At 30.5% G+C, this 17,678-nt stretch carries 18 protein-coding genes; 16 read left to right on the top strand and 2 right to left on the bottom strand.

The window, feature by feature from the left end:
• The first annotated feature begins 271 nt into the window (after positions 1 to 271).
• The 8 genes from H277_RS0112520 (at position 272) to arfB (ending at position 9,607) form a co-directional block, all read left to right on the top strand.
• Positions 272 to 1,351: an NADH:flavin oxidoreductase/NADH oxidase gene (locus tag H277_RS0112520; protein ID WP_019975942.1), complete on the top strand. Its 1,080-nt coding sequence runs from the start codon at positions 272 to 274 to the stop codon at positions 1,349 to 1,351.
• Between the two features lie 3 nt (positions 1,352 to 1,354).
• Positions 1,355 to 1,744 carry an SMU1112c/YaeR family gloxylase I-like metalloprotein gene (gloA2, locus tag H277_RS0112515; RefSeq protein ID WP_019975941.1) on the top strand — a complete coding sequence of 130 codons (390 nt, stop codon included), beginning with the start codon at positions 1,355 to 1,357 and terminating at the stop codon, positions 1,742 to 1,744.
• Positions 1,745 to 1,771: 27 nt separating this feature from the next.
• A complete protein-coding gene (locus tag H277_RS0112510) occupies positions 1,772 to 2,923 on the top strand; it encodes an MFS transporter (protein WP_026357579.1) in 1,152 nt (383 codons plus the stop codon).
• A gap of 78 nt (positions 2,924 to 3,001) precedes the next feature.
• On the top strand, positions 3,002 to 3,796 hold the full coding sequence (locus H277_RS0112505) for a LytR/AlgR family response regulator transcription factor (protein ID WP_019975939.1): 795 nt from the start codon (positions 3,002 to 3,004) through the stop codon (positions 3,794 to 3,796).
• Positions 3,783 to 6,815 carry a sensor histidine kinase gene (locus H277_RS0112500; protein ID WP_019975938.1) on the top strand — a complete coding sequence of 1,011 codons (3,033 nt, stop codon included), beginning with the start codon at positions 3,783 to 3,785 and terminating at the stop codon, positions 6,813 to 6,815. Before H277_RS0112505 ends, H277_RS0112500 begins: the two co-directional genes overlap by 14 nt.
• Positions 6,816 to 7,075: 260 nt before the next feature.
• The gene (locus H277_RS0112495) at positions 7,076 to 8,029 is read left to right on the top strand and encodes an aldo/keto reductase (protein WP_019975937.1); all 954 of its coding nucleotides are present in this window, start codon (positions 7,076 to 7,078) and stop codon (positions 8,027 to 8,029) included.
• 2 nt (positions 8,030 to 8,031) lie between these two features.
• On the top strand, positions 8,032 to 9,213 hold the full coding sequence (locus tag H277_RS0112490; protein WP_019975936.1) for an MFS transporter: 1,182 nt from the start codon (positions 8,032 to 8,034) through the stop codon (positions 9,211 to 9,213).
• Between the two features lies 1 nt (position 9,214).
• Positions 9,215 to 9,607, top strand: a complete 393-nt coding sequence (arfB, locus tag H277_RS0112485) for an alternative ribosome rescue aminoacyl-tRNA hydrolase ArfB (protein ID WP_026357578.1) — start codon at positions 9,215 to 9,217, stop codon at positions 9,605 to 9,607.
• A 5-nt stretch (positions 9,608 to 9,612) separates the two neighbouring features.
• Here arfB and H277_RS20020 read toward each other — a convergent pair whose 3' ends face one another.
• Positions 9,613 to 9,882, bottom strand: a complete 270-nt coding sequence (locus H277_RS20020) for a DUF1294 domain-containing protein (protein WP_236901551.1) — start codon at positions 9,880 to 9,882, stop codon at positions 9,613 to 9,615.
• 152 nt (positions 9,883 to 10,034) lie between these two features.
• On the opposite strand from H277_RS20020, the gene H277_RS0112475 reads away from it, so the two are divergent.
• From H277_RS0112475 to H277_RS0112440, 8 genes are all read left to right on the top strand, one after another.
• Positions 10,035 to 10,754, top strand: a complete 720-nt coding sequence (locus H277_RS0112475) for a 3-ketoacyl-ACP reductase (protein ID WP_019975933.1) — start codon at positions 10,035 to 10,037, stop codon at positions 10,752 to 10,754.
• A gap of 113 nt (positions 10,755 to 10,867) precedes the next feature.
• Entirely contained in the window at positions 10,868 to 11,500 is a 633-nt protein-coding gene (locus tag H277_RS0112470) for a hypothetical protein (RefSeq protein WP_019975932.1), read from the top strand.
• 9 nt (positions 11,501 to 11,509) lie between these two features.
• Complete coding sequence (locus tag H277_RS0112465; protein WP_019975931.1) at positions 11,510 to 11,809, top strand: winged helix-turn-helix domain-containing protein; 300 nt, start codon at positions 11,510 to 11,512, stop codon at positions 11,807 to 11,809.
• Positions 11,810 to 11,873: 64 nt separating this feature from the next.
• On the top strand, positions 11,874 to 13,277 hold the full coding sequence (gene creD / locus H277_RS0112460) for a cell envelope integrity protein CreD (RefSeq protein WP_019975930.1): 1,404 nt from the start codon (positions 11,874 to 11,876) through the stop codon (positions 13,275 to 13,277).
• A complete protein-coding gene (locus H277_RS0112455) occupies positions 13,259 to 13,876 on the top strand; it encodes a hypothetical protein (protein ID WP_019975929.1) in 618 nt (205 codons plus the stop codon). The genes creD and H277_RS0112455 overlap by 19 nt, the downstream gene beginning before the upstream one ends.
• Positions 13,873 to 14,451, top strand: a complete 579-nt coding sequence (locus H277_RS0112450) for a glycosyltransferase family protein (RefSeq protein ID WP_019975928.1) — start codon at positions 13,873 to 13,875, stop codon at positions 14,449 to 14,451. The genes H277_RS0112455 and H277_RS0112450 overlap by 4 nt, the downstream gene beginning before the upstream one ends.
• Positions 14,452 to 14,628: 177 nt before the next feature.
• Positions 14,629 to 15,918 (top strand): branched-chain amino acid transport system II carrier protein, encoded by a 1,290-nt coding sequence (gene brnQ, locus H277_RS0112445; RefSeq protein ID WP_019975927.1) that lies wholly within the window; start codon positions 14,629 to 14,631, stop codon positions 15,916 to 15,918.
• 283 nt (positions 15,919 to 16,201) lie between these two features.
• On the top strand, positions 16,202 to 16,540 hold the full coding sequence (locus H277_RS0112440; protein WP_019975926.1) for a cysteine-rich CWC family protein: 339 nt from the start codon (positions 16,202 to 16,204) through the stop codon (positions 16,538 to 16,540).
• A 290-nt stretch (positions 16,541 to 16,830) separates the two neighbouring features.
• On the opposite strand, the gene H277_RS0112435 is transcribed toward H277_RS0112440, so the two are convergent.
• Positions 16,831 to 17,601, bottom strand: coding sequence for a hypothetical protein (locus tag H277_RS0112435; RefSeq protein ID WP_019975925.1), 771 nt, complete (start codon positions 17,599 to 17,601; stop codon positions 16,831 to 16,833).
• Between the last annotated feature and the right edge of the window lie 77 nt (positions 17,602 to 17,678).

Below are 17,678 nucleotides of genomic sequence, written 5' to 3'. Positions count from 1 at the left end.
ATTACGAACAAACTCAGAAACAATGAAAGATTTATTAAAAATTATTCTGAACCTTAAATATTTACTATGATATCGGATTGATTATTAGATTTTTTTAAATCTATGTTTTTTGTCAGTTTTAAATAAATTGTTGTAATAAGTTAAGTTTTTAAATTTTTCTTGCTGTGTTTTTAGATGAATACTATTTAAAAAGATTTTGATGAAATCATTTTAAGAAATGAATCAAAATCACGAATTTTATTCACTATTAGTTGAATAAAAAATATAAGTAATGAGTAAATTATTTGAGTCAATCAAAATAAACGAATCTATTTCATTAAAAAATAGAATTATCATGTCACCAATGTGCCAATATTCTTCGGAAGATGGTTTTCCAAACAATTGGCATTTTCAGCATTATATCTCCCGTGCGGTTGGGAATGTTTCTGCAATTATTCAGGAAGCAACTGCAATTACACCGGAAGGGAGAATTTCATATGGTGATTTAGGAATTTGGAAAGATGAACAGATAGAAGCTTATTTAAAGATAACGTCTGAAATTAAAAAATATAATTGCGTGCCTGGCATTCAATTAGCACATGCAGGTCGTAAAGCAAGTACCGAAAAACCTTGGTTGGGACATCAACAATTGAAACCAAATGAAGAAAAGGGTTGGAAAACAGTTTCCAGCGCTCAACTTCCTTTTAATGATACAGATGGAATTCCTCATCAATTAACAGTGAAGGAAATACAAGAATTAGTTAAAGAGTGGGGAAAAGCAACTGAACGTGCGATAAAAGCCGGTTTCGAAATTTTAGAAATTCATGGCGCTCATGGATACTTGGTGCATCAGTTTTTTTCACCTTTAATTAATAACCGAACAGATGAATATGGAGGAAGCTTCGAAAATAGAATTCGTTTTGTCTTAGAAGTTGTGGACGAAATGAAAAAATACATGACTACACAATCTTTATGGGTGCGTTTATCTGCTTCGGACTGGGCTGAAAATGGTTGGGATATTACAGAAACAGTAAAATTGTGTAAAATTCTAAAAGAAAATGGAGTAGACGTAATTGATGTTTCATCCGGTGGAGGTGTAAGTTATCAAAAAATTGAGGTAAAGAAAAATTATCAGGTTCCGTTTGCCAATGCGGTAAAAAATCAAGCAGATATTATTACAGGAGCTGTTGGATTAATTTTTGAAGCAAAACAAGCTGAAGAAATTTTACAAAAGAATGAAGCTGATTTAATTTTTTTAGGAAGAGAATTGTTGCGTGACCCTTATTTTGTATTACACGCTGCAAAGGAATTAGGTGATGACATCAAATGGTTACCACAATATGAAAGAGCAAAAAATAATCATTACGCCTAATTTATGTTAGCATTAAAAAAAATACACCATATTGCAATTATTTGTTCCGATTATCAAAAATCGAAACAATTTTATACCGAAATTTTAGGATTTGAAATTCTGCAAGAAGTTTATCGAAAAGAACGTGATTCTTATAAATTAGATTTAGCTTTGCAAAATCATTACAGCATCGAATTATTTTCATTTCCAAATCCCCCAAAACGTGTTTCTCGCCCGGAATCTTCCGGATTGAGGCATATCGCTTTTTTAGTGGAAAATATTGAAAATGAAACAAATAAATTAAAGCAGCTGAATGTAGCGGTAGAACCCATCAGAACGGATGAATATACGCAGAAGAAGTTTACTTTTTTTGAAGATCCCGATGGGTTGCCGATAGAATTATACGAAGAATAGAAGAATAGAAGAATAGAAGAATAAATGATACAAAAGAGTTTACTTGCCTTAGCAATGGGAGGTTTAGCCATCGGAATGACGGAATTTTCGATGATGGGAGTTTTAGAAGATTTCGCAAAAGATTTGCATATATCAATTCCAAAAGCAGGAAATTTTATATCGATGTATGCAATGGGCGTAATGGTTGGTGCACCAACATTGATTATGGCTACAAGTAAATATTCTCCTAAAAAAGTTCTTATCTTTTTTATGTTATTGTTCACCATTTTTAATTCGCTTTTTGTTATAGCTCCAAGTTATACAACTCTTTTAATTGCTCGTTTCATGTCAGGTTTACCACATGGTGCTTTTTTTGGAGTTGGATCTGTCGTTGCTGCTCAATTAGCAACAAAAGGAAAAGAAGCACAAGCGATTTCAATTATGTTTGCAGGATTAACTTTTGCAAATTTAGTGGGCGTTCCCTTAGGAACGAAATTAGGACAATTGTTCTCATGGCGATTAACATTTGGAATTATCTCAAGTTTAGGATTAATTACAATGTTGGCTATTTCACTTTGGGTTCCAACGATTAAAAATACAAACAAAGGAAGTCTGGTTGAACAATTGAGTTTTTTCAAAAAATGGGAAGCTTGGGTATTAATCGTGATGATTTCTATTGGAACATCTGGCTTATTCGCCTGGATAAGTTATATTTCTCCGTTAATGACAAATGTGGCTGAACTATCAAAAACAAAAGTTCCTGTTATCATGACGTTAATCGGTTTAGGAATGTTTGTAGGAAACTTTATTGGAGGTAAATTGGCTGATTCGATGTCGCCAAATAAAGCTGCCATGATATCGTTTGCATCAATGGCGGTTTGTTTAGTTATCGTTTACTTCACCTCTCATCTCCAAACAATGGCATATGTAATGTCATTTATCACAGGTTTAATTGCATTTACAATTGGTTCCCCTATACAAATGATGTTGATTAACAATGGGAAAGGATCCGAAACTTTAGCAGCAGCAGCAGGACAGGCAAGTTTCAATATCGGAAATGCTTTAGGTGCATTTCTAGGTGGTATTCCTATTGCTATGGGGCTGGGATTCAATTCACAATTATGGGTTGGTTTTATAATGGCTTCTGTAGGAGCAATTATTGCAGCCATTTTTTTTCAATTGAAATCAAGAAAAGTTTAAATCAATAAACAATTGAAGAAAAGAGGATGTTCTACGGAGCATCCTTTTTTATTTTATATTTGTAATAAATACGCTGGAATGAACAATTACAAAGCACTTATTATTGACGATGAACACTTTGCTCAACAAGGATTAAAGAAAATTATTCAGCATGCTTTGCCTGACTTTTTTATATCGATAGATACTGCAAATTCTGTGAAAGAAGGAGTGAGGAAAATAAAAGGAAATCAGCCAGATATAGTATTTCTAGATATTCAGATGCCGGATGAATTTGGCTTCAAATTATTTGATTATTTTGATGACATTTCATTTGATGTAATTTTTACGACAGCTCATTCAGATTATATTCTACAAGCTGTTAATCAATGGGGATGTTTGGGGTATTTGATGAAACCTATTTCTATTTTGGATCTCAAAGTTTTATTGAATCGCTTTGTGGAGCGCCAAAGTCAAATGAATCAAATCCAGAAATTTACAAGTATTAAAGAGGAAGATGAACAAGAGTTAGAGACGGATAAGCTGAAAGATATTTTCAAAAATGAACATGGAATCATTTTTATACCTTCTATAACAGAAGTTTTAGTCCTAAAAATTGATGATATTATTTATTGTAAAGCAGACGATAGCTATTGCACGATTTATACAAAAGAGGATACTTATATGGTGACTAAAACGCTAAAAGAAGTTGAGAATTTGATTGATCAAACCAATTTTTTTCGTGTGAACAGATCTTATTTGGTTAATATTAATTTTGCGAAAAAATTTGATAAACGAAACAATGTGTTGATTTTGAATTGTGATCCGAAAGGAGGAGAATCAACACTTCCTGTTACATCATTAGGGTATAAAATTCTTTCGAATGTTGTTTCGTAAAAGTATTTTATTCATTGTTTTTATTTTTTGTTCAAATTGGCTTTATGGACAATTTGTTTTAACAAAACAGTATACCTATGAAAATGGTTTACCGGCAAACGAAATTTTAAGTATTTATAAAGATTCACGAAAATTTCTTTGGGTTGGAACACGCTATGGTATTTTTGTAAAAGACATGAATAATTTCAGAATGTTGAAAAGTTTCGAGAAAGAACAGTACAACAACATTTGGACAATAATAGAAGACAAAGAACACAACATTTGGTTTGGAAGTTATGGACAAGGTGTCTTAAAGTTTACAGGGCAAGATTTTGAACAGGTTAATACAACTAAAGGATTAGTTTCGGATAGAGTTCGTAATTTATTTTATTTGAATGATTTAATATATGTTGCAACTCAGGGAGGTGTTTCTATAATTGATACAAAATCAAAAAAAATAGATAACCCTGCATTTGAGAAAAATAATAACATTGTTTTTGAAGCAGTTTCATTTTTTGAACATAAAAATAAAGTTTATGTGACGACCATTGATCATGGTATTTATGAAGTTACTCCTTCAAAATTAAAATTAATCCAACCTTTTGATAAGATAAATTATAGTTTCCTGTACGAAAAGAATTTATATTTTTCTTCTTCAAAAGGTCTTAGAGAAATTCCTATCAATGATTTTTTCAATCATCAATCAAATTTTATTACCTATGATTTACCAATTTTCAGAAATCACGATTTCTCTTCAAAAAGAAATTCGTTATTAATTGTTGGTAATGATAGAGGGACCGGTAACGGAATGGTTGCTGAAATTAAGAACAACCAAATTACAGATCAAACAGAAAATTTCAAGATCTTGTCAGATTATCCTTATCGCGTTTTTAGCAGTAAGACAGACGATTTAATTTATGTAGGAAGTGCTGACAAAGGACTTTTTGAAGTGCATTTCAATCATTTTTTAGATTTTTCAACAATTGATCATAAAAGAGTTATAGAAATCCTGAAAATAGGAAATGTACAGTATTTTCTAACACCGGAAGGACTTTATTTCAAAGAGGAGAATGAATTCAGAAAAGTAATTAAGAAAGAGCTTTTTTATAATTATATGCTTCAGAAGAAAGCAAAATTCAAAGATTTTCTACATCAGGCAAACAAAGATTTTTATGAAATTGATTTTGATCTACAAGCAAAAAACCTTCGATTTTACAAAATTATAATTCATCATAATTCATTTATAATAGCGACCAATTTTGGGCTTTTTGAATTGGATTTTGAAGGAAATTTCAGAAATTATCTACCCAATAGAATAAACCAATTTACATATTTCAAAGATCAATTTATTCAAACAACTCCTTTTGGAGGGATTTTGATTTTTAATGATTTGAAAACATTAAAATACCGTTCTTATTCTGCTGCACAAGGAAATGTTCCAAAAGATGTTGTTTCGATTAGCCAAAATAAAAATGCTGTATTTTTTGGATCTTCTCTCGATGGTTTGTTTAAATACGAGAACGGAAAATTTATATCTTATTTACAGAATAATCAATTTAATGAATCGAAGTTAAAAATGATAAAATGTATAGGGAATAACCGATTAATGGTGGCAACTGAGTTTGCCAAAGTATATATTTTAGAGATTAATGGAGATGAATTAATTACAAAAAAAGTAATTGATATTCGAGCGATAGGAGCCGAAAATATAAGTTCAATAGATATTTTTGGAACAAGTATCTTGATTGGGACAAATAGAAATTTACTTGTCTTTAACCAAAACAAGATGTATATGCTGAGCAACGAACAAGGTTTTGTGAATAAGGATATTCATTCGTCTGTATTTGATGGGAAAATTGTGACTCTTGGTGTAGAAAATGGTTATTATAGACTGAATTTAGATAACTTATTGCATCAACCCAATTACTCTAAAAAAGTAATAATAACTGGTCTTAAAGTAAACGACAGTGTATTTGGAATAGAAAAATTTTCCTGGTTTGATTTGATTGATAAAAAACTGAAATTAAAGAACAATGAGAATAATATTGTGCTAAATTTTTCTGTCGTAGATGCTAATTTTTCAGAGAATTATAAATACCGATACAGAGTTAATCCTGATGAAAATTGGAGTGATTACTTCAATGAAGAAACCTTATTTTTAAGAAATTTACAATATGGTAAATATAAAATTCAGCTGGAAATAACCGACACGAATAATGGAGAAAAACAACTAGTGGATCTTCTGTCTTTAGAAATAGATGAACCTTTTTATTTAAACATTTATTTTATTTTATTGTCAATTCTTACTTGTGGATTAATTATTTATCGATATAATACAAATAAAATCAAAACCTTAAATAAGTTTAATCAATTAAAGATAAATCAATTAAACGAGAGAAATCAACAAGAAAATAAGCGATTACAATTGGAACGCCAATTAACTGAGACAAGACTTACAGCTTTGCAATCTCAAATGAATCCTCATTTTATATTCAATGTACTGAATTCAATTCAGTTCTATATTTTAGACAATGACATAGACAATGCGTTAAACTCGCTTGGAAGATTTTCTCATTTAATTCGTCAAATGCTGAATTTATCAACGAAAGACGAAATTAGTTTGAATGATGAGATCGATTTCTTGAAACTTTATGTGGAAGTTGAAAATTTTAGATGGCGAAATAAAGTTTTGTTTGAAATTGATGTAGATGCGCAGTTGGATATTTATAGAATTAAGATTCCTCCAATGTTGATTCAGCCAATTATTGAAAATGCATTTGTGCATGCATTTGATCAAAATCATCCGCATCCGAAAGTGAACCTAAGTTTCTGTCTAAAGAAAAATTGTTTAGAATTAACCATTGAAGATAATGGGAAAGGAAGCTCCAATAAACGAACAAGCAATAGATTATATGAATCGAAAGCATTAAAAATTATCAATGAAAGATTACAGCTTTTAAATCAAAATTCGGAAGATAATATATTTATTGATTTTCATGAGAGAGGAACTACTGTAAGAATGCTTTTGCAAATTCTCTGATATTTTCACCTGAATATAATCTCAGTTCACCATGCTAAAAATATAATTTACGAAGTTTAAACCCTATTTTTATGATAGGAATGCTAAACTATTTATATTTGTGTATCGATTTCAAACTAAGTATTAAACTTAGATACTTCGTTTTCTAAACCTATGAAGACACCATAAGTATCTTAAAAGTTACATTTTTCGACGTGTGAGTCAAAAAATTTTACAACAAGAAGCTACTGTAAAGTAGCTTTTTTTTTATCTTTACGTCTATGAAAAATGTACAATTAGGAGATACGGCTTTACAAATAAAACCAATTTTTTTCGGAGGAAATGTTTTTGGTTGGACATTGAATGAAGAAGAATCTTTTCGAATTTTAGATGCCTTTCTTGATCGTGGTTTCAATGCGATAGATACTGCAAATAATTACTCGTATTGGGTTCCGGGAAATGTAGGGACGGAATCAGAAAAAATAATTGGAAATTGGTTGAAATTGAGAGGGGTAAGAGATCAAATCGTCCTGGCGACTAAAGTTGGTGGACGAAATATGATTCAAGAAAAACCGAATACAACCAAGGCTCATATCTTAAAAGAAGTGGAAGAATCTCTTGTGCGCTTGCAAACAGATTATATCGATTTGTATCAAACGCATTATGATGATATGAATACACCGGTGGAAGAAACGTTATCAGCTTATCATCAATTAATAAAAGAAGGAAAGGTTCGTTTTATAGGAGCGTCTAATTTTTCTTCGGAACGATTGATAGAAGCCTTGGATAAATCAGAACTATACAATTTACCGCAATATAAAACCTTACAACCGGAATATAATTTAATTGATCGTAAACATTTTGAAGAATTTTTGCAACCTGTTGCCGAAAAATATAACCTGGCAGTTATTCCATATTATAGTTTAGCAAGTGGTTTTTTGACAGGAAAATACAGAAATGAAGAGGATTTACAAAAAAGCTTAAGAGGAGACGGAATAAAAAAATATTTGAATGAAAGAGGTTTTAAAATTCTAGATGCCTTGGAGACAATTTCTAAGCGATATAACATTTCTTATGCTGCAGTTTCGTTAGCTTGGTTGATGAATCAAAAAACAGTTGTAGCACCTATTGCCAGTGCAACGAAAGAACAACATCTTGACGCGTTTGTAGAAGCTGTTAATGTTGAATTATCTCACGATGATGTAAAACTTCTGACAGAAGCCAGCGAGTATTAAGAATGGAAAATAGAGTGAAGAAACCTAAACTTACCCCGATTGTCTTGTGGATTATGATAATTGGAAGCGGTTTGGTTGTGGCAAATAATTATTACAATCAGCCATTATTATCGTTGATTGCAAAAGATTTTAAAGTTTCTGAAAGTCAAATTTCTGCCATTGCCATGTTAACCCAAATAGGTTATGCATTTGGATTATTGTTTATCATTCCGTTAGGAGATTTATTGCGAAGAAAACGAATGATCTTGATTGACTTTGTTTTTATAACAGCCTCGCTCTTAGGAATGTATTTCGCTCCTTCAGTGACATGGCTTTTTCCTTTAAGTTTCTTAATCGGTTTTACCTCAGTTATTCCCCAAGTATTTGTGCCTATGGCTGCTGAATTGGCAGAACCGGAAAATAAAGCTCAGGCAGTTGGAATGGTGATGAGCGGTTTATTGGTAGGGATATTGCTTTCGAGGGTTTTCAGTGGTTTTATCGGAGAATATTTAGGCTGGAGAGATGTTTATTTAATTGGAGCGTTTTTAATGGTATTTCTTTGGATTGCCATTTATATATTTTTACCAGAAATTCCACCAAATTTCAAAGGAACTTATAGTGGTTTAATGAAATCGATTGTTGACTTAGTAAAATCTCAATCTCAATTGAGATTGGCTTCATTTCGTGGAGCAACTGGTTTCGCTGCATTTAGTGCCTTTTGGACAACGTTGGTTTTTCATTTAGAAGAAGCCCCCTTTTTTGCAGGAAGTGATGTTGCAGGTGCTTTTGGTCTGGTGGGAGCAGTAGGAGCATTGGCCGCTGCTTTAGTTGGAAAGGTTTCAAGATTATTATCAATATCGAGAATTATACTTTATTCTATCCTTACAATGTTGGTCGCATGGGGATTTTTCTATCAATTCGGGTTAACTTATTGGGGATTAATAGTAGGTGTTATTCTGATTGATTTAGGGTTACAGGCGATGCACGTTTCAAATCAAACGATTATATTTGGTTTAGACGCAAAAGCAGGAAACAGAGTAAATACTGTTTACATGACGAGCTATTTTATTGGAGGATCTTTAGGTACATTTATTGCTGCAAATGCTTGGGAAAAATTCCAATGGAACGGCGTTGTATCAGTTGGAATAATTTTTACGATGATTTGTTTGTTTTCACATATTTTGTTTGCTACAAAAAAGAATTAATATGAAAGACTTTTCGTCAGAAATAATCTATAAAACGGCTCGTAGCAGCGGTGCTGGAGGACAAAACGTAAATAAAGTCGAAACCATGGTTTTAGCCAAATGGAACGTTTCTGAGTCTCAGTTTTTTTCAGAAGGAGAAAAAGCTTTAATTATAGAGAAATTGAAGAATAAAATAAATTCAGAAGGATTTTTACTTATAAATTCTCAGGAGTCTCGCTCGCAATTGGAGAATAAAGAGATTGTGACTAAAAAGATAAGAGAATTGGTTGAGAAATCTTTGCTGATTCCTAAGTTTAGAAAGAAAACTAAACCCAGTAAAGCTTCTCAGCAAAAAAGATTGAATCAAAAAAAGCAACAGGCAGAGAAAAAAGATAATCGTAGGTTTAGGTTATAGTTGGACTAAATTCTATCTGCCAAGAATAATAATATACTACACTGAAGCGCTATTATGATTAATATCTTAGCAATGAACGATGTCTTTTTTGTTTTATGGTGATAAATCTGCATGGAGGCAATTGATCCTAAGGTTCCACCGATTAAAGTTACAAAACAAAGAGTGAGTTCAGAAATACGTCTTCTTCCAATGATAGAATTTCTTTTATCTATTTTAAATAAAATAAAAGACAGTACATTGATAAAGAGTAGAGTAAAAAATAAAGGTATGTCCATTCGCTAGTGAATATTTTATGCGATCAAAAATACTCAAAAGTGAGTATAAAAAAAATAATTTTTACCAGAAATCTTTGTTGTTTATCTTTGTAAAATAAACCCACAAAAAAAGACTTCCCTTTAAACTGTAAAATATTAATTATAAAATAATTATGCAAGAATTAAAAGATAAGAAAGCTTTGGTTACAGGAGGTAGCAGAGGTTTAGGAAAAGCAGTCGCTTTAGCTTTAGCGAAAGAAGGTGTGCATGTTGCTGTGACAGGCAGAAACAAAAAATTGTTAGAAGAAACTGTTAATGAGATTAAAAGTTTTGGTGTAAATGCTGATTATTCGATTTTTAATGTAGCAGAAAAAATAGAAGTTAAAATGCAGCTTCAACGTTTAATAGAAAGTTTTGGAGCTTTTGATATCTTAGTCAATAATGCAGGAATTGCAGCTTTCGGAAGTTTTTTAGAAATGCCGGAAAATGATTGGGAAGATATTGTTCGTACAAATCTATTTGGCCCTTATTATGTTTCTAAAGCTGTTATTCCGTCAATGGTAGAATTAGGAAGTGGTGATATTATCAATGTATCTTCAACTGCCGGATTGAAAGGAAATGCAGTAACTTCTGCCTATTCTGCTTCTAAAGCAGGTTTAATTGGTTTATCAGAATCTTTAATGTTCGAATTGAGAAAGAAAAATATTCGTGTGACAACATTAACACCAAGTACAATTGCGTCTGAAATGTCAAAAGATGTGTTGAAAATTACAGATGGAGATCCTGAAAAAGTTTTACAACCGGAAGATTTTGCCCAATTAATTGTCGACATTTTAAAGTTAGACAAAAGAGCCATGTTAGCTTCAGCTTCTTTGTGGTCGACAAATCCTTAAAATAGCGATATGCAGATGAAAAAATCCAACTTCTAAAGAAGTTGGATTTTTTTTAAATTTTATTTTGAGGATTCAAATTTTGTATTAACTTTGTATTTCAAAGTGCTTTTAATATGAATTCAAATAATCCTGTAGAAAGTTTAAACGAAATCAAGTCAATGATGCAGCGTTCTTCAAAATTCACGAGTATAAGTGGGTGGAGTGGAATTTGGGTTGGAGTAGTGGGAATGTTATCTGCGATTATAGCCTATTTTCTTATTTTGAAAGATGCACTTCAATTTAATTACAGAGGAGATTTAACATCCGTTGTAAGAAACAATTTGGAATTGAAATTATTGATATTAGGTGCAATTACATTAATTGTAGCTTGTGTTGGTGGATTCTTTTTTATGACAAGGAAATCTGCAAAAGATGGCGTTCGATTCATTAACCCGGTGACTAAACGTATCTTACGAAAATTCTTATTTGTTTTGATTGTCGGAGGAATAATGAGTTTAATTTTTATCAAAAATTTTAGTTTCGCTTATGTTGCCCCTGCCACATTATTATTCTATGGACTGGCATTATATACAGTAGAACGCGATACAATTGTAGAGATTAAATATTTAGCTCTTTGTGAAATAATTTTAGGTTTATTGGCTTTCTATTTTATTTACAATGGTTTATTGTTTTGGTGTATAGGATTTGGTGCACTGCATGTAATTTTTGGGATTTGGATGGTACGAAAATATGATTACAAAGCTTAAATTTGCGTCATGGATTTTAATCTAAATAAATTAAACAAAGTTTTTGATAACCGTATTCGCGTGGGAATTATGAGTGCTTTGGTGATGAATGAAGAGATTTCTTTTAAGGATTTGAAAGATTTTTTAGATTTAACGGATGGAAACTTGGCTTCCCATCTAAAAAATTTGGAAGAAAATGATTATATCACTGTACACAAAGGATTTATCGGGCGTAAAACCAATACAACTTACTCGATTACCGCACTTGGAAAACATGCCTTTCAGGAGCATTTAAATTACCTGGAAAAATTAATAAAGAATATAAAATAATTTTTTTTGTTTCTCAACTTTGAAAAACAAAGTACTTTTAAAATAATAATAAAATTTCAAACTTATGGAAAATAACAAATCAGAAAACGAATACCCAGCTGAAAATCAATCGGTTTATTCGCAAAACAAAACAATGATTAAAGGTTTTTTAGTATGCCTCTTGGTGTTGGGATTATTAATTCCCATTCCTTTTATTCTAAACCTTATAGAAGAACGACAAGGGAGTAAGGAAAATGTAATTGCAGAGATTTCGGATAAATGGAGTGGAAAGCAAACAATTTATGGCCCATTTGTAGAAATTACTTACGTGGAAAATGTAAATAATGGGCAAGGTAAGGTTGTTCAGCAACATGTAAAAAAGTACGTTTCGGCAAATGATTTGAATATGAACGGAACAATCGACACGCAGTTAAAAAGTAGAAGTATTTACGACGCAGTGGTATACAATTCAAAATTGAATGTAACTTCTAAATTTATGAATTATGCAGAAATATTAAAAGAAATTGGAGTAGCTGCAGAAAATGTCGTTTCCACTAAAATTATTTTCGGAATTTCAGATTCAAAAGGATATGAAAATAAAGTAATTGTGCGTTCAAATAATAAAAACTATCCGTTAACGGCAGACAATACGACATCTGCAATAGATATTTATCCGGAAGATAAAGTTCGAACAGGTGAGTATTCGGAAGAATCTAAAAAATCAACAAAAGTGATGCCGGTACAAATGATGTCGCAGAAAGTTGATCCTTCTACTTTTGACTTTAATCAAGTTTCGATCAATTTGGTCATGAAAGGCTCTCAAATGCTGAATTTTATTCCGTCTGCAATCAATACAAAAGTTGATTTGACAACAAATTGGAAAGATTTGAAATATGATGGCAATTTTTTGCCCAATTCTGATCCGGAAACCAAAAATGGAAAAACGCATGTAAAGTGGTCAATTTATCAGCAAAATCCTTTGCAAGGGCAAATTTGGCAAGATGCTTCTAACTTTTCTGATTATAGTTTTGGCGTTAATTTCTTGCAGATGAATGATCATTATGACAAAACCTATCGCTCGACAAAATATGCTATTCTCTTTATTGGACTAACATTTGTGGCATTTTTCTTTATCGAAAGTCGTAATCATTTCAATATTCATTTGGTACAATATGCGTTGGTTGGTTTTGCAATCTGTGTCAATTTCGTCTTATTGTTATCGTTATCAGAATATTTAGGTTTTGATTTTGCCTATTTTATTTCATCAGGAGCAACTATTTTATTGATTACTTTTTTTGTCAATTCATTTTTAAAGTCATTTGGTTTAACATTCAAAATTACATTGATGTTAATCCTATTATACGCATTTATTTACAGTATTTTACAACTCAAAGAACACGCTTTATTAGTGGGAAGTATAGGATTGTTTATCATCGTAGCAATCTTAATGTACTATTCTAAAAACATCGAATGGAGCAAAACAACATAACTGTTATACATTTCTTTTTAGGAATTTTTGTCATCGGCCTTGTGTTGATGGCAATTTCCTTTACTGATAGTGTGGTGAAAAATAATGATATAATTTTCTGTGTATCTATTTTTATGATAGAGTTTGTAATCTGTTTATTTGGATTATCATTGTACCTAAAAATAGATAAAATTTCGGAGTTATTTTTAGGTAAAATATTTATTAATCCCGGAAAAATATTTGTTTGGACCAACATGACTTGGCTTTTTATTCCAATTGCTTTTATTTTGGATGAAACAATTATTCATATCATTAATGATTTAGGTTTTTATACACCTTTTTTAACTTATCTATTATTTCTTTTAATTGTAGTTAATTTTATAGTAATGATATTCTACACTAATTTTGATGATGAAGAAACAATAGGTTTTAGTTTTCTTAATTATTTTTCAATACTATTAGCCGTTGTTTTACTCCTTCTTTTTAGTTTCTTAATAATACTTTTTGCAGTTTTTGAATACCCTACAATATCAATTTGTTTTATGATGTTAAATATTTATCTCATTAATACTATTTCAAAAATTTTAAAACTAAAAAGCATAAATGATCAAGCATTATGAATGTATATTTTGGAATTGTACTCTTAGTTTTATTTACTGTAATTATTATATTCTTGATATTAATAGGGTATTCTCTTTTTGGAATTGTAAAACAATATTTCAATCCAAAAACGGCCAAATATTCTATTATTTTATATATTTTTTGTATTATTTATATTTCTGTAAACATAATTTATGAAGATGAATTATTTTCTAAAAACGATGCGATTGAGTTGGTAGAGGATTTAAATTTTAAACTAAATGATGACTTTAAATTGATTAAGAATGAATCTTTTTCAGGAATTGGCGATTATCATCACACGTTTAGGTTAGAAATTTCAGACCAAGATAAAAATCGATTGATTAATGAAATAGAATCTTCACAAAATTTTATGCCTGATTCTGTATATTCTTCAATGAATAAAATTTATCCTGATCGTTATAATGGCAAAAAAGTAATCTGGAACTATGAAGATAAACATTCCTATACAAGAGAATATTTTCAACCAAATGGAGAAAATTATGCACCAACTAATCGTATCATTTCGGTTTTAAAAAATACAAATGAATTAATTTTTGAAGAGATAGATGATTAAATGATTCGTAATCTCGTTCAAAATAATTAAAGATAATGAATTAATATTTATTCAAATCTGTCTAATTTATAAATTGGCTGTGTGTTTATCGAATAATTCTACTAAGTTTAGAGCTTCAAAATGTAATTGTAGTAATTTGCAAACCATTTTTTTAAAATAGAGAGAAGTATTAGTGATATGAGAAATAAAAAGTTTACCAATGTGTTAACGCTTGGATTTGCGTTGTTTGCGATGTTTTTTGGAGCAGGAAATCTTCTTTTACCTCCGTTAATTGGGGTTGAAGTTGGCTCTAATTATTTTGTTGCAATGTTGGCATTTGGTTTAACTGGTATTTTATTACCTTTTACAGGGATTTTATCTGTGGTCTTTTCCGGAGATGATTTCAATGATTTAGGACATCGTATCAATAAACATTTGGCCGCAATTTTAGGAACAATTATTATGGTTTGTATCGGTCCGTTAATTGCCATTCCTCGTACAGCTGCTACAACTTTTGAAGTAGGTCTCAAACCATTTTTCCCTGAAATGGATCCACTTTGGGGATCATTGGTCTTTTTTTCTGTAACGCTTATTTTAGCTATTCGCCCATCTAAGGTTGTGGATGTTATTGGGAATTATCTTACACCTGTATTATTAGTTTTATTGTCTTTATTAATTGTGATAGGAATTGTTCATCCAACAGCTGATTTTATTCCTTCAAAACTAACGATGATGGAATCTTTTTCGAAAGGTTTTGTGGAAGGTTATCAGACATTAGATGTATTGGCATCTGTTATTTTTGCTGGAATTATTATTGCAGCTGCACGTGATAAAGGTTATACAGATACAAACAGTAAATCTCAGATTGTAATCGTATCTGGATTTTTATCCACGACTTGTCTGCTATTTGTATATGGAGGACTGATTTATTTAGGAGCGACTTCGGGTGTTACGAACCCAGCTATTTCTCGTGCAGAATTACTAATCGAAATTTCTCGAAATACACTAGGACATTATGGATTAATAGCAATCGCTTTATGTATGGGGTTTGCGTGTCTTACAACTGCCATCGCTTTAACATCAGCTGTCGGAACTTTTTTTGGACGTCTAACAAACGGAAAGTTAAGTTATACCGTTTTAGTCGTTTTGTGTACGTTAATTTCATTCGGATTATCAATAAAAGGAGTAGATGAAATTATCAATTTTGCGTATCCTCCATTGGCATTTGTTTACCCGATTACAATTACTTTAGTCATTTATATTGTCTTGTTTGGTAAAATTGTAAAAAGTAAAACACCCTATGTTTTTGCGCTGATAGCTTCGACGATTATTGCAGTTTTAGGATTGTTGAAATTATTAGGAATGTTTGATGATGCAACGGTTACGAGTTTGAATAAAATACCTTTCTTTGCTTATGATTTAGGATGGGTAGTACCTTCAATTATTGGTTTTGTAATTGGATTGTTGATGGATAAATTAAAGAAATAAATAAAAAATCCTCTGAAAAATTTTTCAGAGGATTTTTACCAATCAAAACTACTATAAAACACTAAACGAATAAGGAGAATGTCTTTCTCTTTATTCATTTACAAATTTCATAAGATTTTGATTATAAATAATTTATTTATGAAAGATTTCTTTGATGACTTAATAAAATTAATTGATATATATTTATTCATCATGCTTATAAAGAATGTTAATTTTAAGTTTTAATAAAAGTTTAAGAAAATTTGTAATTTAAGGAACCGGTAACTAATATCAATCCAATAAAATGACAGAAAATTGTTCTCGTTGTAACGAAATCATCGAATGTAAGGTAAATGAAATAGAAAATTGTAATTGTTCAAAGATCGAATTAAAACGAGAAACAATTGAATTTCTGAAGAAAACACATTACAGCTGTTTATGTAATAATTGTTTGAGCCAATTAGATTATTTTGAAACACTTAATCAACAATACAAACATCCGACCATGCCTTCGGAGTTTATACCACATATACATTACTACATTGAAAATGGGTATTGGGTTTTCACAGAGTTTTTTCATTATCAAAAAGGAAAATGTTGTGAAAACGGTTGCAGACACTGTGCTTATGGTTTTAAGAAATAAAAAATGGCTCAACTTTCATTGAACCATTAACCAACCTAAAAATACTATAAAAAAACTCTGTTTATTAAGGATATTCTTCTTCAAAAATCAAACGTCACTATCCTTAACAACTATGAATAAATTATTTATAGTACAAAGGTAAGGTAAATTCTTATTTTAATAAATGTTTAACTGTTTATTTTTTTATGCTAAAATAGATTAGATTTATTATATTGATAATAAAAAGTTAAATCTGTTTATTTATCATTATTTTATAAAATATCAATAATAGATTTGCGAATGTTGTAATTTTAAGAAAAATATTCCATTATTTTTTGAGAAACTTCTTTCGCTGTTGTCTGATCACCAGTATTTTCTAAAGTAGTAATATAGTCTTTTAAAAACAGTTTTATTTCTTGATAATTGGAATGTTCAAAATTAGATAAATAATCTTCAAAACTTATAGTACCCAATACGTGATCAAAATAAACTTTTGCTTCGTCGTATTTCTTCATTTTAACCAATAAAGGAGCAATACTATGACTGATATAAAATTTGTTTACAGCAGCTTGTTCAGCATTTTCATTTTCATTAAAATGAGCAGAATTTAAGTAATTCATATAGGCTTCAACAGCTTTTTCATTCTCTTCTAAAACTTCATAGCAACGTGCTTTGAAGAATTTGATTTCATAGAATTCATCCTCATTTAACTTATTGAAGAAAGTGATACTTTCTTTCGGATTGGTATAAAACTTTCTGTAACCGATAATAAAATCTTCTACGAAATCTACATCAGTTTGTTCGATCGCAAAATTCAATAAATTTTGGGATTGTTCTTCTGTTAATTGACCAATAAAAGCTTCCCAATAATTAACTAACGTATTGAAATCATAAGCTAAATCTTCTACAAAAATCTGAGCAGCAATTCGTGAAAACTTATCGCCCAATTTATCAATCATCTCATGGTCTTCGTCAGAAAAATCAGTAGAATTATACAGTAAATTTTCTATAACTTCAGATGCTTTATCTTCCGAATAATCAGCATTTAATTGTTTCAAAGCATGAGTAACATTGAATTCCATTTGAATATAAATTTTTAAAGTTAAAATTTTTGCAAAGATAGCCGATTTACTGAAAATATACTTTGTGATACGTTATA

Source organism: Empedobacter brevis NBRC 14943 = ATCC 43319, from assembly GCF_000382425.1.
Taxonomy (GTDB): Bacteria; Bacteroidota; Bacteroidia; order Flavobacteriales; family Weeksellaceae; genus Empedobacter; species Empedobacter brevis.
Note: the sequence above shows the minus strand (reverse complement) of the source record. Positions and strands in the feature narration are given on the sequence as shown.